We start from the raw sequence: 19,328 nt of genomic DNA, 5'->3' as shown, positions 1-19,328 counted from the left end.
TTGTCACACCCTGACTGCCGCCCTCACTGGCAAGCCTGCTCCGGTAAGTACGGGTGATCCGAAGGTTCACGACGCCTGTACCACTTGCCATCTGATCGTTGCTAGCCCTGCCTATAACGGCACGTTGGTAATCGCCCCCGGTACCAAGGGTGTCACTACCATGAGCCCAGGCACTGCCGTCACCAATGATGGTGGCGGAAATTGCGTCCAGTGTCATACTGCGACCAAGAAGGCCATGCACCATACAAGCTCCCTGACCACCAGCGGCACCTGCCAGTCCTGTCATAATGGTACTGCCGCAACGGGTGTCGGTCCTGCATCACCATCGCAACTGGCCTGTAAGACCTGTCATGTCAATATTAACAACGAAACCGGCCAGATTGTGGTTTACAGTCTGAGGCTTGGTAATGGAAATGGTCTGCGTCCGACCAAGTTGACCAACATCAAGGGGACTACTGCCGGTGTTACTACTGCCGGTATAGTTACCTCGCACACCATTGCCGGGGTGACCGGCAGCGCAATCAACGACTACCGGATGTGTTTCGACTGCCATGGCGGCAGGGTCTACAACAATGGGGTGCGTCAGGCCCCGGTGGTCGCGCCCTTCCATGGCTACCCCGGTTCTGTTGTCAGGGGGAGCATCGTCGATAAAGTCTGGTGGGATTCTACCGCTATCGCAGGGTACACCCGCAAGACCGTCCTTGCCGGTGGTCTCTATAACGGTGTTGCCGCTGGCGCTGTCGGCTCTGCGACCGAAGGTGGCTGGGGTTCCGGTGTTAACGCAATGCCGATCAATGAGGCGAGTGGTAATGGACTGCCATTGGTATTCCAGTTCTATCACCCGGGCCATCGTAACTTTAAACGGTTTTCAACTCCGGGGACTGCTCAGGGGTACCCGATGAATAATGCCTTGACGGCTCGTAACGCGGCTTCGCGTACTAATAACGCTCGTCTGTATTATGGTTCTTCCGGTCATTGGGCTAATGCTTCTGCGGTTGTCTCCAATAACTCGGTCATCAACTTGGCGCTTCGGAGTTGGTTTGACAGCACGACATCGGCCTTCCCAACCACTGGTCGACCGTATACTGCTGTTCAGCCTGGCGGTGAGCGATTAGGTTATGGCGGCTCTGCTGGGGCAACGGCCTACACCACAGCAGGTACCAGTTCTACGGTTGGTGGTCAGTGGGCGACCAAGGGGTACACTCTCTCCTTCACTGCCCCGTACACCCGGTTCAATGTGGCCAATAAACCCGCTGATACCACCCAGATTCCGTACTTTACCGCTTTGGCATCACCCAGTGATCGGGTGTTTGTCAACTCGGCCGTGGTCAATGTCAGTGGCGCTTTAGTGGTTATTGCCAAGAATGATCAGGGCTGTGGTCTGCTGACTGTTACTACTCAGCCAGGCGCGGTCAACCGTGGCGCCATGGTTTTGAACGGCGTCACCGGTTATTGTGAAAAAACCGTGGCCGGTATTGCTCCGATTCCGACCACGGTTGATGTTCGTAGCACCGGAACTGGTGCTCCGAGTGTACTCGCTTTCCCGGTGGTCTACTAGAGTGGTAAAGGGCGCTAATTTCAATGCGTTTGTTGGCATCCCTCGGTCTGTTTCATTTCAAGAAATAGGTTGGGTGGCACAGCATTCGCTTGGAAGGAGATGGAAACTGCACGGAGTGTCTGGTGGGCTGACTTGGGTCTGTGGCTGATGAGTAATTTGATGGTGCAGGTCAATTTTGATGGCGTTGCAAAAAGTCCGATCTACTGCGTCCCCGTCCAACACCAGCGGGGATTGAACTGAATTGCGTGGCGGTTTTGCTCGTTCGGCATACCATATGTATGGCCTCACTCACAAAACACACCCCGCGCCTTGTATATCGCACCTTTCGGAGTTTCGCAGGCTCACTTACCTGCTTAGCCATCCCCGGACTTTTTGCGAGATTGTCAATTTTGGGTTGTGCTTAAACTTAAAGATCAGCAGAAAGTGAAAGGGCCGGCGTAGCTCAATTGTAAGCTGATTAGGAATCAGTTATGCTGCCATTGAGTTACGCCGGTGTATATAGAAAAGGCGTACATCATGCCTTAAAGCACCATTGGCGGAATGTCCAAAAGATAATCATATTGGAATATTTGATCACCTTTTAGACGGCCAATAGTGTGAGCAATCAGTAGCAATTTTGCTGAAAAGAGTCAAGTCGTATCCTGGCCAATAAATTTTTGTCAACAAACTGGTGTCAGGCTGTTATGATGTTTCTCGCTTAACAAGAAATTCCTTGTTGAGGTAACAAAGCGGGAAGCAGACTAATGAGTGCATATACAATTGTAATTGTCGATGACGAACAGGAGCTGGCAGAGGGCTTAAGGTCATTATTGTCATCGAAGTTTCCAGAAGTCACGTTTGTGGCGTTGACCGATCCTCAGCAGGCGCTTGTCCTTATTCAGGAGGGTTCGGTGTCGATGGTGTTTACCGATCTTCGGATGCCCGGAATGGACGGGATGGAACTGCTCGCGCAGATCAAGAAGGCAGACCCTGCTGTGTCAGTGGTTGTGATGACAGCATTTGGTAGTATTGAAACGGCAGTGTCGGCTGTCAAGCATGGCGCTTTTGATTTCATTTGCAAGCCGTTCGATCAAGATGAGGTATTCAGGATAGTTCCAATCGGATTGGAGCGGAGTGATCTGATTCGCGAGAACATGATTCTGAAACGGCGGATATCGGATCGAGTCAAGTTTGCTAACTTTGTTGGCAACTCGCAGCCAATGCGCAGGTTTTATGATCATATTCAGGCAGTGGCACGTACTGATTATACAGTGCTTGTCCGAGGTGAGTCTGGAACGGGGAAGGAGTTGGCCTCAAAGGCTATTCATGCCTTAAGTCGGAGAAAGGATGCCCCGCAGGTCACCATCAATTGCCCGGCCATTCCTGAGCATCTTCTTGAAAGCGAGTTGTTTGGACATAAAAAAGGGGCCTTCACGGGTGCCGATTCGACTCATCCCGGTTTGTTTGAAGAAGCGGATGGGGGAACGATCTGTCTTGATGAAATTGGCGATATCCCTTTGAGTGTTCAGGTTAAGCTGCTGCGCGTGCTGCAGGAGAGTGAGATCCGTCCTGTAGGTTCAAACAGGACCAGGAAGGTCGATGTTCGGATTGTCGCTGCTACCAATCAGGATTTGGAGCAAAAGATCGCTGAGGGGAGTTTTCGGAGTGATCTGTTTTATCGACTGAACGTAGTGACGATTTGGACTCCGACACTGCATGAGATTTCAGAGGATATTCCGCTTCTCGCCAATCATTTTGCCCAGATGGCTTGCGTTGAACAAAACCTGCCGCTTAAGAAGTTCAGTGGTGAGGCCCTTGCCGCTTTGACCAAGCGTTCATGGCCTGGCAATGTTCGAGAGTTGCAGAATGTGATTCGTCGAGCCGTTTTATTCTGTAGCGATGATTTAATAGGGCCTGAATGCATGAACGGGTTTGATCGGGGGGAGGCGCCGGAGGCTCCTTGTGTGGCGGTGGAGTGGTTGTCCGGGGGGGAGTTACCTTCATATAAAGAGGCCAAGGATACGGTGATGGGAAAATTCAGCCGAAATTATCTGAAAGTTCTTTTGGGAGGAACCCATGGTAATGTGTCTAAAGCCTCGATTCGTGCAGGAATTACTCGGGTGGCATTGCAGAAAATTATGCAACGTTATGGTGTTGATGCCGATGATTTTCGAAACCAGGATCGGTAGCACGGGATCGGCCTGTGGTTTTTTTGTTTTCAAGGCTATTTTATGCTTGCAACTCTTGTCGCTGTGTAGTTAATAACTCGTTCAAAGACAATTAGCGTATAAGCTGTATGGGTGTGGGATTTGAGAGTACACCCATGACTTTTATAACAATATAGCAGAAGAGGAATTATGAATAAGACAGAACTCGTAACAGCAATTGCAGAAAATGCAGGAATCACTAAGGCCGATGCCAGCAGAGCCTTGCAGGCGCTTATTGAGACCGTTACCACTGCCATGTCTAATGGTGATTCTGTCTCTTTGACAGGTTTCGGAACCTTTACTGTAGCAGAACGTGCTGCTCGTACTGGACGTAATCCGAGCAATGGCAAGGCCCTGAAAATTGCAGCCAAGAAGGTTGCAAAGTTTAAGGCTGGTAAGGGGCTGTCACAGGCAGTTAATTAATATCTTCATCCCGTCATTTGGCGGGTTGTGTGTAAAAAATCTCCCCACTAGGGAGATTTTTTTTTCTGTACAGGAGAAATAGGAATGTCTGGATTTACTTCGAAAGTGTTTGAAACTGAAATCATTACCCTTGCCGGAACAGAGGAGCAGATTGTTCGTGGTGGCCGTGACCGTTTTTCCCTGTTGGAGAAGGCGTTTGCTGGTGTTAAGCAGATCGGTGTGATCGGTTGGGGGTCGCAGGGGCCAGCTCAGGCTCAGAATCTTAAAGAATCACTTGAGGGGACTTCTGTTAAGGTTGTCGTTGGTCTACGCGCCGGAAGTTCCTCCATGGAGAGCGCCCGTTCTGGAGGATTTAACGAGGCCGATGGCACCCTTGGTGAGATGTACAGCGTGATTAAGTCATCAGACATGGTCGTTTTGCTGATCTCGGATGCTGCCCAAGCTGAAAATTATCAATCTGTGTTCGATGCCATGAAAGATGGGGCAACCCTGGGTTTGTCTCATGGCTTCCTGCTGGGCTACTTACAGAGCATTGGTAAGTCCTTTCCCAAGAATATCAATGTGGTAGGTGTCTGTCCTAAGGGGATGGGGCCATCAGTTCGCAGGCTGTATGTTCAGGGCAAGAGTATTAACGGCGCTGGGATCAACAGTAGCTTTGCCGTGGAGCAGGATATTGACGGTCGTGCAACCGACTTGGCTTTGGGTTGGGCTGTGGCCGTTGGCGCTCCGTACATCTTCAAGACCACGCTCCGTAACGAGTTTTGCAGCGATATCTTTGGTGAGAGAAGTATTCTCCTCGGTGCGGTTCACGGCATTGTCGAGGCGCTGTATCGTCGCTATGTGATGGAGCAGGGGATGACGGCGGAGGATGCCTTTCGGGCCTCAGTTGAAAATATCACCGGTCCGATCAGTAAGACCATCTCTCATAAGGGTATTTTGTCAGTTTATGAGCAGTTGAGCGAAGAAGGGAAGCGGATTTTTGAGAAGATCTATAGTCACTCCTATGGTCCGGCCATGGATATTCTGATGGAGATCTATGACGAAGTTTCTTCCTGTAACGAAATCAGGACTGTGATCATGGCCGGCAAGCGGTTTGCTCGTTACCCGATGGGCAAGATTGACGGCACCAAGATGTGGCAGGTAGGTGAAACGGTTCGAGCTGCCCGGACAGACGTCCCTGTTGAGATCGATCCCTTTACCGCTGGCATGTATTGCGCCACCATGATGGCCCAGATTGATCTGTTGATTGAGAAAGGTCATTGTTTGAGCGAGGTCTGTAATGAGTCGGTTATTGAAGCGGTAGACTCATTGAATCCATATATGCATCACAAGGGCGTGGCTTTCATGGTCGATAATTGCTCCACCACTGCTCGCTTGGGGTCTCGAAAATGGGCGCCACGGTTTGACTATAATTTGAGCCAGCAGGCCTTGGTGAATTACGATCAGGGTACACCTGCTGATCAGACATTGATTGATGAGTTCAAAAAGCACAAGGTCCATCAGGCCCTGGCCACCTGCGCTACCCTTCGGCCTGCTGTAGATATTGCTTTCCTCAATTAATCTGCGGTATCTACGTACCACGTAAAAGTGAAGTTACCTCACGAAGGCGCAAAAGGATATGATCCTTTTGCGCCTTCGTTGTTTTTTTGCTGAGATGCTATCTTGAGGAGGGAGTATGGATTTTATCTTGAGTGATATCGAGGCGCGGGTTCTGGGTGCATTGATTGAAAAGAGCCTGACCACTCCGGATTATTATCCACTGTCACTGGTAGCCTTGACCGCAGCCTGTAATCAGAAGTCAAACCGCGAGCCGATTGTTGATTTTGATGAAACTACGGTCGTACGGGCCATTGATAGCCTGAAAGAAAAGCGCTTGGTGGTCCAGAGTGATGCCAGTCGGGTACCCAAATATGCTGAAACTTTTATTGGGCGCCATAATTTGCTTGGTCGAGAGTCAGCGATCTTGATGGTCCTTCTCTTGCGGGGGGTCCAGACTGTTGGTGAACTAAGGACACGTACTGAACGGGCTTATCAATTTGATGATCTTGAGGCCGTCGAGGCAGCCTTGTCTGAGATGATTGAGGCCGAGTATGTTGCTAAGCTCCCTCGCCAGCCAGGTCGTAAGGAGTCGCGATACGCCCACCTGTTATCTGGTGAGCCTGAGGTGGAGGAAGCGATATCCCGTCCAGAATCTGCCACTTTGGTGGTGAGGGCTGAAAATGACAAGATTGAGGCGTTGACCGATGAGGTGGAAACCTTGCGTGCTGATTTAGCACAGCTCCGCTCTGATTTTGACCAGTTCAGACGTCAATTCGAATAATCCTGTCGACACACTGGATATTTTTTATTATAGTTTTTCTCTTTTTGTAAGGACTTGCTGTGTTACAAGGGGATGGGGCATGTTGTGACGTATCCTACTCTCTGTATTGTGCGTATTTGAGAAACTCCCCGTCAATTAAGCCGGGATGCAAAAATAGGTAAGCGAACAAAGTGCGACCCCGGGTAAGCGAACAAAATGAGACTCCGGGAGAGTGAACTGTCTGTTGCGCCGAGCCCGCAGGGATTGATTGATGGATATACTGCCAGCACAACAGCGGATTGTGATTACCGGGGTCGGACTTGCCGCACCGAATGCTGATAACCTCACGGACTTTCGGGCCAAAGTATTGGCAGGCCGAAGTGAGATCCGTGAGATCGAGTTGCGCTACATGGGCAAGGCCCCTGCCGGGGTCTGCACCTTTCCGGAGACCAAGTACCGCAAGAAGAAGGACAATAAACGCGGGACCAGGGCAGGGTGCTTGGGTGTGTATGCCGCCCATGAGGCCTTGGCCGATGCCGGGATTGATTTCAGTGAGTACCGTCGTGATGCGACCGGAGTGTATATCGGTCTGACCGAGCACGGGACCGTCGAGACCGAGAATGAGGTCTATAATATCAGTCAGTACGGCTATAATGTGGATTATTGGACTCATCATCATAATCCACGGACCGTACTTAATAACCCGGCTGGTGAGATCACGATGAGCCTTGGGATTACCGGCCCGCACTACTCAGTGGGGGCCGCCTGTGCTGCCGGTAACGCAGCGCTGATTCAGGGGGCTCAGATGTTGCGGTTAGGCGAGGTTGATCTTGCTTTGTGCGGCGGCATCTCCGAGTCAGTGGGTTCGTTTGGCATCTTTGCCAGTTTTAAAGCCCAGGGGGCGTTAGCCGCTCATCCTGATCCCACTAAAGCCAGTCGTCCCTTTGATCTTGATCGTGACGGTATCGTCATCTCCGAGGGGGCATGTCTGTATTGCCTGGAGACACTTGACCGGGCCTTGATGCGAGGCGCCAAGATCTATGGTGAAATTGTGGGATATGCGATGAATTCCGATGCCTTGGACTTTGTCATGCCTCACGGGCCTCGTCAGGCTGAGTGCGTGCGCTTGGCGCTGAAGCGCGCAGGTCTGCGGCCAGATGAGGTTGACATTGTTAATACCCACGCCACAGGTACCAGACAGGGTGATATCGAAGAGTGCCGAGGCTTGATTGAGATCTTTGCCGATTGTCCCTCAACATATTTCAACAATACCAAGAGCATAATTGGGCACGCCATGGGAGCCGCCGGGGTCTTGGAACTTGCCGCTAACCTGCCAGCCTTTGATGACCATATGGTGCATCCCACCATCAATGTTGACCGGCTTGATCCGGAATGCGCCCTGCCCAATTTGGTATTGAACGTGCCACAGGCTGTGGACAAGGTTGACATTATCCTCAACAACTCCTTTGGAATGGTGGGGATCAATTCAGTTATTATTGTTAAAAAATTTGCCTAGGTTGGTTGACTGTTATGCTGTTGCAGGCTGACTATCTAGCTTTTTTCAGACTATCAATCTGATCGAAACGAGGAGTGTTGATGACCAGAGATGCTATCAGTGATATAATTATTGAAATTATCAAGGATATCGATGAAGAAGCCGATACCACTACCTTGGCGGCTGATCAACCGTTGCGAGATCAGCTTGATCTTGACTCAATGGATTTTCTCGATATTGTTATGGAGTTGCGCAAGCGGTACAAGCTACAGATTCCGGAAGAGGATTACCCGCAATTGGCGACGCTTGAATCATGCGTCAACTATCTGGAGCCCAAACTGCGCGACTTTTAAGCAGTGAGCGAAAGACCGGTTCTCATCATTGGCGGCGGGATGTCAGGGCTCGCCGCAGGCATCCGTCTGGCCCGTTTCGGCAGACCGGTCATTATTCTTGAACGTCACACTCGACCTGGTGGCTTGAATTCTTATTATTATCGCCAGGGTCATCTTTTGGAGACCGGCCTCCATGCCATGACCAATTATGCCGGACCGGAAGACCGGGCCGCGCCATTAAATCGGCTGTTCCGTCAATTGAAGCTTTCTCGAAAGTCCTTCCAGGCTCATCAGCAGATCGGTTCAGAGATCATTTTCCCTTCTCACTGTCTCCGCTTTACCAATGATATAGCCTGTCTTGAGGATGAAATTTCCACCTGTTTTTTATCGTCATCCCCAGGGTTTTCTCGGCTCGTTGATTTTGTCAGGAGTTACGACCCATTCACTGTCAGACCTTGGATCTCCGCTCGCGTCACGCTTAAGACCTTTATCCCTGATCCTCTTCTGTGCGAAATGCTGCTCTGCCCCTTGATGATTTACGGCAACAGTCAGGAGGACGACATGGATCTGGCTCAGTTTGTAATCATGTTCCAGGCTGTTTACTTGGAGGGTTTTTTCAGGCCCCAAGGCACTATCCGTGATTTTCTCTCCTTGCTGCTCAATCACTATCAGGAGCTAGGCGGAGAGATTAGATTTAAGGCCGGAGTTCAATCGTTGATTGTGAACCAGGATCAAGTGGTTGGGGTCCGTCTTGCCTCCGGAGAGGAGTTGATGGCCGAGAGTGTGATCTCGACTATTGGCGCTGCCTCTACCAAGGCCCTGGCGCCTGATTGTCTTGAGGGAGATCAGGATGACTATGTCGGCAGGATGAGTTTTGTAGAGTCCATCTATTTGCTGCCGCGAGCAGAGTTGACCGGGATTCGCCATGACAGCACCTGTGTTTTTTTTAGCGAACGTGAACAATTCATTTATCATCGACCTGTTGAGGCTATGGACCTAAGCGTTGGTGTTATTAATTTCCCAGAGAATTTTGCTGGGCTGCCGGAAACCGAGATGGTTCAGATTAGGGTGACCCATCCCGCTAATTACGAGATCTTTCGCCAAGCCGACATTGGGGCGAGTCAGGGGCGCTCCAGTGGTTATCTGGAAATGAAATCAGCCTGGCAGGAGCGGTCATTGGCGAAAATCGGCAAAATGATTGGGAATTTCAGTCAAAACATTGTATATCAAGACACTTTTACTCCGCTTACTATCGAAGAGTATAGCGGCAAGGCTGATGGCGCAGTTTACGGCAGTCCTCTCAAAGTCAAGGATGGTCGAACCCGTTATCCCAATCTATTTTTGGCCGGGACCGACCAGGGGTTCTTGGGAATCGTCGGTGCGATGCTCAGCGGAGTAACCATCGTTAATCAGCATCTGTTGACAACTATTTGATTGTTACTTGTAACCTTGTTGTCCGGTTAAGTTTCTGCCAGATGTTTCCCCCTCCCCCTCGCGCAGGTGGCAGGGGTTTTTCTCATGTGCGGTCTGTAAATGCATGATTTCAATCGGTCACTTTCGGCTCGATGTGATCAAGCCGAATAACGCAGAATAGTAACAATCAAATACAAATCAGTATTAATAATTTATGGTTTATCACTCAAGCGACGATCTTCGCGAGGCCTATGACATCGTGGTCATTGGCTCCGGCCTCGGCGGACTGACCTCAGCCAATCGCTTGGCCAGGGCCGGGCATAGCGTCCTCCTTCTGGAACATCATCATCAACTCGGAGGACTTGCTACCTGGTTTAAGCGCCGGGGGCATATCTTCGATATCTCCCTCCACGGCTTCCCTTATGGCATGGTCAAAACCTGCCGCAAGTATTGGAACCGGGCGATCATGGACTCCATCGTTCAGCTTAATGCTATTCGCTTTGATAACCCTCAGTTTTCGCTGACCACCACTTTTGATCGACAGGATTTTACTTCGATTCTGGAAAATAACTTTCGGATCAGCCGTTCCGTGATCGATCAGTTCTTTGCTACTGTTGCCGGGATGAATTTTTACGATGACCGGACCATGACCACCCGTGAGTTGTTTGACCGGTTTTTTCCTGGCCGTAGTGATGTTCATCGTCTGTTGATGGAGCCTATTACTTACGCCAACGGTTCGACCTTGGATGATCCGGCGATTACTTATGGCATTGTTTTTTCGAATTTCATGGATCGGGGAGTGTTTACCTTCACCGGTGGCACCGATAAGTTGATTGGGATGATGGTGGAAGAGGCGGAAAAAAATGGGGTGACCTTTTGTGACCGCACTAAGGTTGATCGGATTATTATCGATCAGGGCAGGGTGCGTGGGGTGGTGGCGGGTGGGCGAGAGATTATGGCCCGTGCCGTGGTCTCAAACGCCGGGATTTTAAACACCATTAATGATCTGGCCGGACGCGAGGCCTTTCCTTCTGATTTCATAGAGGAAAGCGGTTTGGTTAAAGTCAATAATTCGAGCTGTCAGGTCTATATGGGGGTGCAGAAAGATGAGACCATCCCTGACATCGGTGATCTGCTCTTCACTTCCGAGGCGGAGAATTTCAGCGCTGATGAGATGCTGGATTTGGAGACTAAGAGCCGTACTTTCTCTCTTTATTACCCCAGGACTCGTCCGGGCCATGACCGCTATACCATTGTCGCCTCCATGAATGCCCGTTACGATGATTGGGCAGGTCTTGATGATGATGCTTATGGGCAGGCCAAGAAACGGATGATCGACCGGGCGCTTGACGGACTCGAAAAATATCTGCCTGATATCCGTGCCAAGTGTGACTGGCTTGAAGCTGCCACTCCCAAGACCTTTCAACGCTATACCCTACACACCAAAGGGTCGTCCTTTGGGACCAAGTTCGAGGGACTTGATGTTTCCCGTTCAATTTTCAAGGTGGTGCCTGGTCTCTTTCATGTCGGGTCGGTGGGGATCATCATGTCGGGCTGGCTTGGTGCGATTAACTACGGGGTCATTGTTGCTAATGATGTTGATGCCTATATCCGAGGGTAAATTTTCCAATGGCGCTTCTTGAAATAGACAAACGGCGTGTGATGAAGATAATGGACGCCTATTGTGATAGGCGTATTCCCGGATCTATCCATGATCAAGTTCGGCTCAGTTATGAACTGCGCGGTAATAAACTTTATCTTGTTGAGTCGCGGCAGGCTTTCCAGGCACCTGGTCAATGGATTAGGATGAAAATCGCTCAATTTGAGTTCAATCCCGAGACTCGGAAGTGGAAGCTCTACTGCTTTGATCGTAACGATAAACGCATGCACTATCCGGAGCATAATGAGGATTCGCGACTCGAATCATTGTTGGCTGAGGTCGATAATGACCCCACGGGTATTTTTTGGGGTTGATCGCTCTATTCAGCTTCACCTACACAGCAACTAGAAGAAGAGATAACGGCCATGACAATCGGGCAATTTGATCAGCAGGTGGCGGTGGTCAGCGGCGCTACAAAAGGCATTGGCGCGGCTATTGCCAAGGCCCTGCTGGAGCAGGGGGCGACGGTTATTGGCGCGTACGGCGGTGATGACGCAGCGGCAGAACTTTTTGCGACGGAGTGTGCGGCCCATGGCGCTCGTCTTCGTCTTCACCGGTGCGATGTCGCCGATTATCAGGCGGTGAGTGGTTTCTATGCTGGGATTGAGGAAGAGTTTGGTAGTCTCGATATTCTGGTCAGCAATGCCGGTATTCGGCGGGATGCAGTCCTTGCCATGATGCCGGCAGAGGACTGGGGGCGGGTTATTGATGTGAACTTGAACGGTTCCTATAATATGGCAAAGCATGCGGTCATGCTGATGACTCGCAAGAAATTCGGAAGGATTATCTTCATTACCTCCCCTATGGCCCACTTGGGTTTTGTCGGCCAGTCTAACTACGCCGCCTCCAAGGCCGGGCAAATTGGTTTGATGCGCTCACTTTCAAAGGAGACAGCCAAGCGCAAGATCACAGTTAACTGTGTTTCACCTGGCTTTATCGACACCGATTTGATCGCTTCGCTCACCCCGGAACGTAAGGCAGAGTATCAGAAGCTGGTTCCCTTGGGTCGGTTTGGCACCCCGGACGAGGTGGCGGATGCGGTCCTCTTTCTGGCCAGTCGGAAGGCTGGCTACATAACTGGTTCAGTCCTGGAGATTAATGGTGGCATTTGAGATTGAAACCCTCATTCCGCATCGTCCTCCCTTTTTGTGGCTGGATCAGATCCTCTCTTTAAACGACACTATTATTGTTGCCGAAAAATTCTTCAGTGCAGATTTTTCCTTATATCATGGTCATTATCCGAACTATCCGATTACTCCGGGGGTAATTCTTTGCGAGGCGGTATTTCAGGCTGGAGCGGCGCTGATTGCGTATCGTCTGCAGCAGGAACAGCGGTCAAGCAATGGATTGCCGGTCTTGACCAGGATCTACAATGCTAAATTTAAACGACAGGTCCCGCCCGATAGCTTGGTGGTTCTGGAGGCCAAGCTGGTGGAGATAGTTGGTCCGTCCTGGATCATGAAGGGTAAGGTCAAACTTGGGGGCAAGACTGCGGTTAGTGTTGAATTCGGCTGCGCCGAGGTGGTGTTGCAGCCACCAGAGTAAGATTTCTGTCTGCGGTAAACCCCATAACCGGTGACGAAAGCCAGACTGGTCATTTTTTCAATGGACGTTTTCTGGCTCGTGACTAACCACTCAATCACTCGTGCCTGGCTACTCCCATGTCCTTTCTGAATCTGCAAGCAAAACGAATCGTTATCTTCGGGTTGGCCAACAAAAAGTCGATTGCCTGTGCCATTGCCAAAGTACTGGTGGAGGAGGGAGCCGAGGTTATTTTCGTGGTGCGGAGTGAGGAACGGCGAACTACTGCTTGTAAACTTTTTCCTGAATCAAGAGTGTATTGCTGCGATGTCGAGGATGAGGCAAACATCATCCGGGTTCGGGACGAGATTGCTCATGAAGTCGGTGGTCCAATTCACGGGCTGGTTCACTCGATTGCCTTTGCCAACTACTCGGCTGGGCTTCAGCCTTTTCATCGGATGATTAAGGCGGATTTTTTGCAGGCAGTGAATATCTCATGCTTCTCGCTGATCGCCATTGCAAACCATTTTAGCACGCTTCTTGATGCTGATGCCTCGGTGGTAACCATCTCTATCTCCACCACTCGCATGGCGGCAGAAAATTATGGTTATATGGCTCCGGTCAAGGCGGCACTGGAATCGTCGTTGTGCTTTCTAACGAAGAGCTTTTCCGAGTTCTCGCGGGTGCGTTTTAATGCCGTCTGTCCTGCCTTGCTTAAGACTTCCGCTTCGGCCGGAATCCCAGGGTATGTTGACTCCTACCTCTTTGCTGAGCAGGTTATTCCACGAAAAAAGGCTATCGAGACCAGGGAAGCCGCCGATCTTGCCGTTTTTTTACTCTCGGAGCGGTCCTCAGGGATCACTGCCCAGTCCGTGGTCGTTGACGCTGGGATGGCGATTAATTATTTCGATCAAGAGATCGTCCGCCGGGTTACCGGTGCGTAGTCTTTCGGGATTAGTTTCAGAATCATAGCAGAAACACCCATGTCAATTCCATTGCCCTACAGCGGGACATAACGACAGATCATCTCATGCATTTTTCTAATGTTGCTATTTCTTCACTTACTTATCAACTCCCACCTCATCAGGTGTCATCTGCTGAGCTGGAGGAGCGTTTGGGACCGGTCTATACCCGGTTGAAGCTACCCCATGGGCGGTTGGCCCTGATGAGCGGTATCGACAGCCGTCGTTTCTGGGATCCGGGCACTCGTCCGAGCCATGGGGCGGCCAAAGCCGGGGCCAAGGCGTTGGCCGCTTCGGGTCTTGCTCCATCCGATATCGATTGTTTGATCAATACGTCGGTGTGCCGTGATATGATCGAGCCGGCCACTGCCTCCTTTGTTCACCACGCTTTGGGTCTTAATGGGCAATGTCTGATCTTTGATCTCTCCAACGCCTGTTTGGGTTTTTTGAACGGCATGATGGTGCTGGCCTCAATGATCGAGTTGGGTCAGATCCGGCATGGCCTTCTGGTTGCGGGTGAGACTGCGGAAGACTTGGTCGAAACCACCATCGCCTCGCTGTTGGCTGATGAGACCCTTACCCGTAAAGGCATTAAGGGTTCTTTCGCGTCGCTTACTATTGGTTCCGGGGCGGTGGCCTGTGTCTTGTCGCGGACGCAAGGGGAGGGCCATCGGTTAGTTGGTGGGGCATGTCGCGCCAATACCGGTCACAGTAACCTTTGTCAGGGTGATGGCGGGAGTTCTGGGACGCTGATGAAGACCGACTCCGAGGAGTTGTTGAAGCGTGGAGTGGAGACGGCGGCTCAGGTCTGGCCGGAATTTATGGAGGAACTGGGTTGGTCACCGGAGAGTATTGCCTGTTACTGCTGCCATCAGGTTGGCAGCGCTCATGCCCGGCTATTGATGGAGACCTTGGGTCTTGACCCGGCAAACAATTTCGAGACGCTGGCCAGCTTAGGCAACGTTGGTTCGGTGTCTGCCCCGATCACCATGGCCATGGCGGTTGAGGCAGGGAAGATATTGCCCGGTGATCGTGCCGCCCTGCTCGGCATTGGCAGCGGGATCAATTGCCTGATGCTCGGCGTGGAGTGGTAGGTGTCAAGATGAGCGCTCTTTATCCCTTCACTCCCAAATCTTTTGATATCAACGGCTTGACCATGTCGTATCTTGACGAGGGAACAGGTCCGGTGATTGTCATGCTCCACGGCAACCCCACCTGGTCGTTTTATTATCGCAACCTGGTTCTAGCCCTCCGCGCCGAGTTCAGGGTCATCGTTCCCGATCACATGGGCTGCGGCCTCTCTGCTAAGCCTCAGGACTACCCCTACACTCTGGAAACCCATATCAATAATCTGGCTGCGCTGGTCAATCATCTGGGGCTTTGTGATATGTCGCTGATGGTTCATGACTGGGGCGGGGCGATCGGTATGGGCTTTGCTGGCCGTCATCCTAAGATAATCCGTTCGCTGGTGATCACCAATACCGCGGCTTTTTGCTCCTCCCGCATCCCTTGGCGTATTTGGTTATGTCGTTTGCCCTGGCTAGGGGCGTTGCTGGTGCGTGGCTTAAATGGTTTTGCTCGCCCGGCAGTGACCATGGCTGTGGCGAGAAAGCTCCCTTGTGAGGTCTCCCATGGCTATCTGGCCCCGTATAATTCGTGGCGAAATCGGGTGGCGATTTACAGCTTTGTTCGCGATATTCCTTTAGATAAGAGTCATGTCTCGTGGTCGGTCTTGCAAAGCATTGAAGAGAATCTGACAAAACTTCGCTCGAAGCCCATGCTGATCCTGTGGGGCGGCAGGGATTTTTGCTTCGATAATGTCTTTTACGCTGAATGGCTCAAGCGCTTTCCTGAAGCGCGCAGGCATTATTTTGCCGGGGCAGGCCACTATCTGCTGGAGGATGCCGGGGACGAGATTGAGCCCATGGTTCGAGATTTCTTCCATGAGGTTCAGACGGATGGCTAACATCGCCGTCGCCCTGGTCGAGGCCACTCGCAGGGGGGGTGGTAATACAGCGCTGATTGCTAAGGAGAGGGGGCGCTGGCAACGGTGGACATTTTCCGAGATTCATGCTCATACTGCATCGTATGCCGGCTTTCTGAGAGGGCAGGGGATTTGCCCGGGGGATAGGGTGATGCTGATGGTCAAGCCATCGAAGGAGTTCGTCTGCCTCGCCTTTGCTCTCTTTGCCGCAGGAGCGGTGGTCATTTTGATCGATCCCGGGATGGGCTACCGCAATTTGTTGCGCTGCATCGGGTCGGTCAAACCATCGGTCCTGATTGGTATCCCTAAAGCCCAACTCTTCAGCCGCCTCTTCCGATCTCCCTTCGTCACAATCCGGCGCCGTATCTGTGTCGGGCGGGCCTTTGGTCTGCTGGGCACGGAACTTCCTAAGCCGCAGCCTATGGGTGAGCTTGACATTACCCCGACGAAAGACGGCGATCTGGCCGCTATCATATTTACCACCGGCAGCACCGGCCCTCCAAAAGGTGTTCGTTACGAGCATAGAATTTTTCAGGCCCAGCTCGATCAAATTCGAGACTATTACCGTATCGGCCCCGGCGATGTCGATCAGCCGGCTTTTCCCCTATTTGCCCTATTCTCTATCGCTTTGGGGGCAAGCGCTGTGATTCCTGATATGGATCCCACCCGCCCGGCTCAGGTAGACCCTGAAAAATTTATCCAGACGATTAACGAGTATGGGGTAACTTACTCCTTTGGTTCTCCTGCCATCTGGAACGTGATTAGCCGCTATGCGCTGACCCACGCCATCCGTCTGCCGAGTCTGCGCAAGGTGCTGATGGCCGGCGCCCCGGTATCGGGTGAGTTGATTGAGCGGCTTCACGCCGTACTTCATGATGATGCCGAGATTCATATCCCCTATGGGGCCACCGAGTCGCTGCCCATCGTCTCCATCACCGGACGTGAGGCGCTGGCTGAAACCTGGCCGTTAACCCAGCAAGGTCTGGGGGTCTGCGTCGGTCGGGCGCTCCCCGGCATTGAGGTGCGGATCATCCCGGTCAGTGATGATCCGCTGGGGCGACTGCCCGACGCACTGCCCTTAAGGGTAGGGGATGACGAAGGTCTTAAACTGGCATCTTGTCCGATTGGGGAGATTATTGTCCGTGGTCCGGTAGTAACCATGGCCTATGACAATAATGACCAGGAAAATCTGTTAGCTAAGATTCAGGATGGGGATGGGGCGTGGCATCGGGTTGGAGATCTTGGATATTGCGATGACGCTGGGCGAGTCTGGTTCTGCGGACGCAAGGCCCACCGGGTGCGGACAGCGAACGGGACGCTTTATACCATCTGCTGCGAGGCGGTGTTTAATTGTCATCCGTTGGTTAGCAGGTCCGCCCTGGTTGGTGTTGGTGAGCCTGGCCGTCAACTGCCGGTGTTGATCGTCGAGCCTAATGCCACAATTACAGATACCGGCACGCTCTTTGTCGAGCTGCGGAAGCTGGCGCTGCAACACGCTCATACCGCTGTGATTGAGAATTTTCTGGTCCACGATTCGTTTCCGGTGGATATTCGCCATAATGCCAAAATTTTCCGCGAGAAACTTGCGGTCTGGGCTGCGGGCAAGGTGTCCGGATGATGGCTTTGGCTATGATTGTCATGGGCGCAGCTGCTGAGATCTGGCCGGTGTTTGATGTCTATGTTCTCCTCAGATCACCCCCCACACATTAAGCGCCTGCAGGTTACTTGCGGCATTATCGAGCGCCAAGGGTAGATTCCTTCCACCAACAGGAGTGGACATGAACCAGAGAGAAATTGATGATGACTGACGTAGCGCGTATTCTGGCCGGAGATATCGGCGGGACCAAGACCAACCTTGCGGTTTATGCCACTGGCGATTTCTCCCAGCCTTTGGCTCAGACATCTTTTGCTAGCCGTGACTATGTCGATCTCGAAACGATGGTCACCGATTTTTTGGAATCTTGTGGCCTCACTGTTCAGCGGGCAGCCTTTGGGGTGGCGGGACCGGTGTTCAACGGCCGGGCCAAGATTACCAAGCTTACCTGGTCTGTTGATGCCGAGGAGGTCAGAGAACGATTTGCCCTTGCCGAGGTTGAGGTTGTCAACGATCTGGTGGCTACTGCCTATGGGATTGGCGGCATTCCGGCAAGTGAGCTTCTCTGTTTGAACAAAGGCACGTTTGTTGATCATGGGCCGCTTGCGGTAATCGCCCCAGGGACCGGGTTGGGCGAGGCGATGATGTTTTGGGACGGACAACGCTATCAGGCCTATCCGACCGAAGGGGGGCACGGTTTGTTTTCGCCAGCCACCCGCCAGCAGCTTGCTCTGGCAGAGTTTCTCTTCGCCCGAGGTAGTGGGGCGGAAACCTTTGATCTCTTGGCCTCCGGCCGTGGATTGCCGGTAATTTATGATTTTTTGAAGCAGGAAGGAGCGCACCCTGAGCCGGATTGGTTGGCTCAGTCCTTAGAGGCGGCAATAGACCCCGCGCCGGTGATCACCAGCGCCGCGCTGAGCCCTGTTCAACGTGATCCCCTCTGTTGCGCCACCCTGCGGCTCCTGGTCGAGATCATCGCGGTCGAGTCGGCAAATCTGGCTCTTAAAACTCTGAGCACCGGCGGTTTTTTTATCGGCGGCGGTATTCCGCCCAAGATCATTCCTGCTTTTCAGGAGGTGTTCATGACCTCTTTTGTTCGGCCAGGACCCATGCAGCCGCTTCTTGCCGCCATGCCGGTGCATCTGGTCACAAACCCCGAGACTGCCCTGTTGGGCGCCGCTCGTTTGGCCATGGGTCTGACTTGAGAGGAGAAAGGTGAACACCTTGTACCACACCCGTATCTCACTCACTCGGGATGACATTACTACCCTTGCAGTCGATGCCATTGTCAATGCTGCTAATTCATCGCTGTTGGGTGGTGGTGGCGTAGATGGGGCTATCCACCGGGCCGCTGGACCGGATCTGCTTGCCGAGTGCCGCACTCTTGGCGGATGCCCGGCTGGAGAGGCGAGAGTGACTCGCGGTTACCAGCTGCCCGCCCGGTATGTGATCCACACCGTGGGCCCGATCTGGCAAGGAGGGGGTTTGGGTGAGTCCGGTCTGCTTGCCAGTTGCTACCGGAACAGCTTCCGTTTAGCCAAGGAGTTGGGGGTGCTAACCATTGCCTTCCCGGCCATCAGCACCGGAGTCTATGGTTACCCTAAGGATAAAGCTGCCACCATCGCTCTGGAACAGACTTCTCTTGCCCTGGAACAGAATATGGGCCTGGAGCGGGTGATCTTTGTCTGCTTTAATCACGAGACGAGGCTGGCCTATGAGAGATTGTTGGGATAGGACGACCCGACGATTTATTCTAAGCTAAAGTTGATGGCGTCGCAAAAAGTCCGATCTACTGCGTTGCGTGGCGGTTTTGCTCGTTCGGCATACCATATGTATGGCCTCACTCACAAAACACACCCCGCGCCTCGGAGTCTCTCTTCGATCGCTTACCTGTATATCGC

Annotated in this window: 17 protein-coding genes; all 17 read left to right on the top strand. The window is 52.1% G+C overall.

From position 1 onward, the window contains the following. The first annotated feature begins 2,301 nt into the window (after positions 1–2,301). Positions 2,302–3,726, top strand: a complete 1,425-nt coding sequence (locus FP815_01355) for a sigma-54-dependent Fis family transcriptional regulator (protein MBA3013585.1) — start codon at positions 2,302–2,304, stop codon at positions 3,724–3,726. A 168-nt stretch (positions 3,727–3,894) separates the two neighbouring features. Beyond that, on the top strand, positions 3,895–4,167 hold the full coding sequence (locus FP815_01350) for an HU family DNA-binding protein (protein MBA3013584.1): 273 nt from the start codon (positions 3,895–3,897) through the stop codon (positions 4,165–4,167). Between the two features lie 84 nt (positions 4,168–4,251). After that, positions 4,252–5,727 (top strand): ketol-acid reductoisomerase, encoded by a 1,476-nt coding sequence (locus tag FP815_01345; GenBank protein MBA3013583.1) that lies wholly within the window; start codon positions 4,252–4,254, stop codon positions 5,725–5,727. 115 nt (positions 5,728–5,842) lie between these two features. Continuing rightward, positions 5,843–6,487, top strand: a complete 645-nt coding sequence (locus FP815_01340) for a DUF480 domain-containing protein (GenBank protein MBA3013582.1) — start codon at positions 5,843–5,845, stop codon at positions 6,485–6,487. Positions 6,488–6,737: 250 nt separating this feature from the next. Beyond that, on the top strand, positions 6,738–7,982 hold the full coding sequence (locus FP815_01335) for a beta-ketoacyl-[acyl-carrier-protein] synthase family protein (protein ID MBA3013581.1): 1,245 nt from the start codon (positions 6,738–6,740) through the stop codon (positions 7,980–7,982). A gap of 80 nt (positions 7,983–8,062) precedes the next feature. Further along, the gene (locus tag FP815_01330; protein ID MBA3013580.1) at positions 8,063–8,314 is read left to right on the top strand and encodes an acyl carrier protein; all 252 of its coding nucleotides are present in this window, start codon (positions 8,063–8,065) and stop codon (positions 8,312–8,314) included. A gap of 3 nt (positions 8,315–8,317) precedes the next feature. Further along, on the top strand, positions 8,318–9,727 hold the full coding sequence (locus FP815_01325) for an NAD(P)/FAD-dependent oxidoreductase (GenBank protein ID MBA3013579.1): 1,410 nt from the start codon (positions 8,318–8,320) through the stop codon (positions 9,725–9,727). Between the two features lie 193 nt (positions 9,728–9,920). Beyond that, positions 9,921–11,327 (top strand): NAD(P)/FAD-dependent oxidoreductase, encoded by a 1,407-nt coding sequence (locus tag FP815_01320; protein MBA3013578.1) that lies wholly within the window; start codon positions 9,921–9,923, stop codon positions 11,325–11,327. Positions 11,328–11,335: 8 nt separating this feature from the next. Beyond that, on the top strand, positions 11,336–11,680 hold the full coding sequence (locus FP815_01315; GenBank protein MBA3013577.1) for a DUF3024 domain-containing protein: 345 nt from the start codon (positions 11,336–11,338) through the stop codon (positions 11,678–11,680). A 51-nt stretch (positions 11,681–11,731) separates the two neighbouring features. Continuing rightward, positions 11,732–12,478: an SDR family oxidoreductase gene (locus FP815_01310; GenBank protein ID MBA3013576.1), complete on the top strand. Its 747-nt coding sequence runs from the start codon at positions 11,732–11,734 to the stop codon at positions 12,476–12,478. Next, positions 12,465–12,911 (top strand): beta-hydroxyacyl-ACP dehydratase, encoded by a 447-nt coding sequence (locus FP815_01305; protein MBA3013575.1) that lies wholly within the window; start codon positions 12,465–12,467, stop codon positions 12,909–12,911. Before FP815_01310 ends, FP815_01305 begins: the two co-directional genes overlap by 14 nt. A gap of 116 nt (positions 12,912–13,027) precedes the next feature. After that, positions 13,028–13,831: an SDR family oxidoreductase gene (locus FP815_01300; protein ID MBA3013574.1), complete on the top strand. Its 804-nt coding sequence runs from the start codon at positions 13,028–13,030 to the stop codon at positions 13,829–13,831. Between the two features lie 86 nt (positions 13,832–13,917). Next, complete coding sequence (locus FP815_01295; protein ID MBA3013573.1) at positions 13,918–14,943, top strand: 3-oxoacyl-ACP synthase III; 1,026 nt, start codon at positions 13,918–13,920, stop codon at positions 14,941–14,943. An 8-nt stretch (positions 14,944–14,951) separates the two neighbouring features. Further along, positions 14,952–15,815 carry an alpha/beta fold hydrolase gene (locus FP815_01290; GenBank protein ID MBA3013572.1) on the top strand — a complete coding sequence of 288 codons (864 nt, stop codon included), beginning with the start codon at positions 14,952–14,954 and terminating at the stop codon, positions 15,813–15,815. Next, positions 15,808–17,451 (top strand): AMP-binding protein, encoded by a 1,644-nt coding sequence (locus FP815_01285; protein ID MBA3013571.1) that lies wholly within the window; start codon positions 15,808–15,810, stop codon positions 17,449–17,451. Before FP815_01290 ends, FP815_01285 begins: the two co-directional genes overlap by 8 nt. Before the next feature lie 179 nt (positions 17,452–17,630). Further along, complete coding sequence (locus tag FP815_01280) at positions 17,631–18,632, top strand: glucokinase (protein MBA3013570.1); 1,002 nt, start codon at positions 17,631–17,633, stop codon at positions 18,630–18,632. A gap of 19 nt (positions 18,633–18,651) precedes the next feature. Beyond that, the gene (locus FP815_01275; protein ID MBA3013569.1) at positions 18,652–19,161 is read left to right on the top strand and encodes an O-acetyl-ADP-ribose deacetylase; all 510 of its coding nucleotides are present in this window, start codon (positions 18,652–18,654) and stop codon (positions 19,159–19,161) included. Positions 19,162–19,328 lie beyond the last annotated feature (167 nt).

Source organism: Desulfobulbaceae bacterium (assembly GCA_013792005.1).
GTDB lineage: Bacteria > Desulfobacterota > Desulfobulbia > Desulfobulbales > VMSU01 > VMSU01.
Note: the sequence above shows the minus strand (reverse complement) of the source record. Positions and strands in the feature narration are given on the sequence as shown.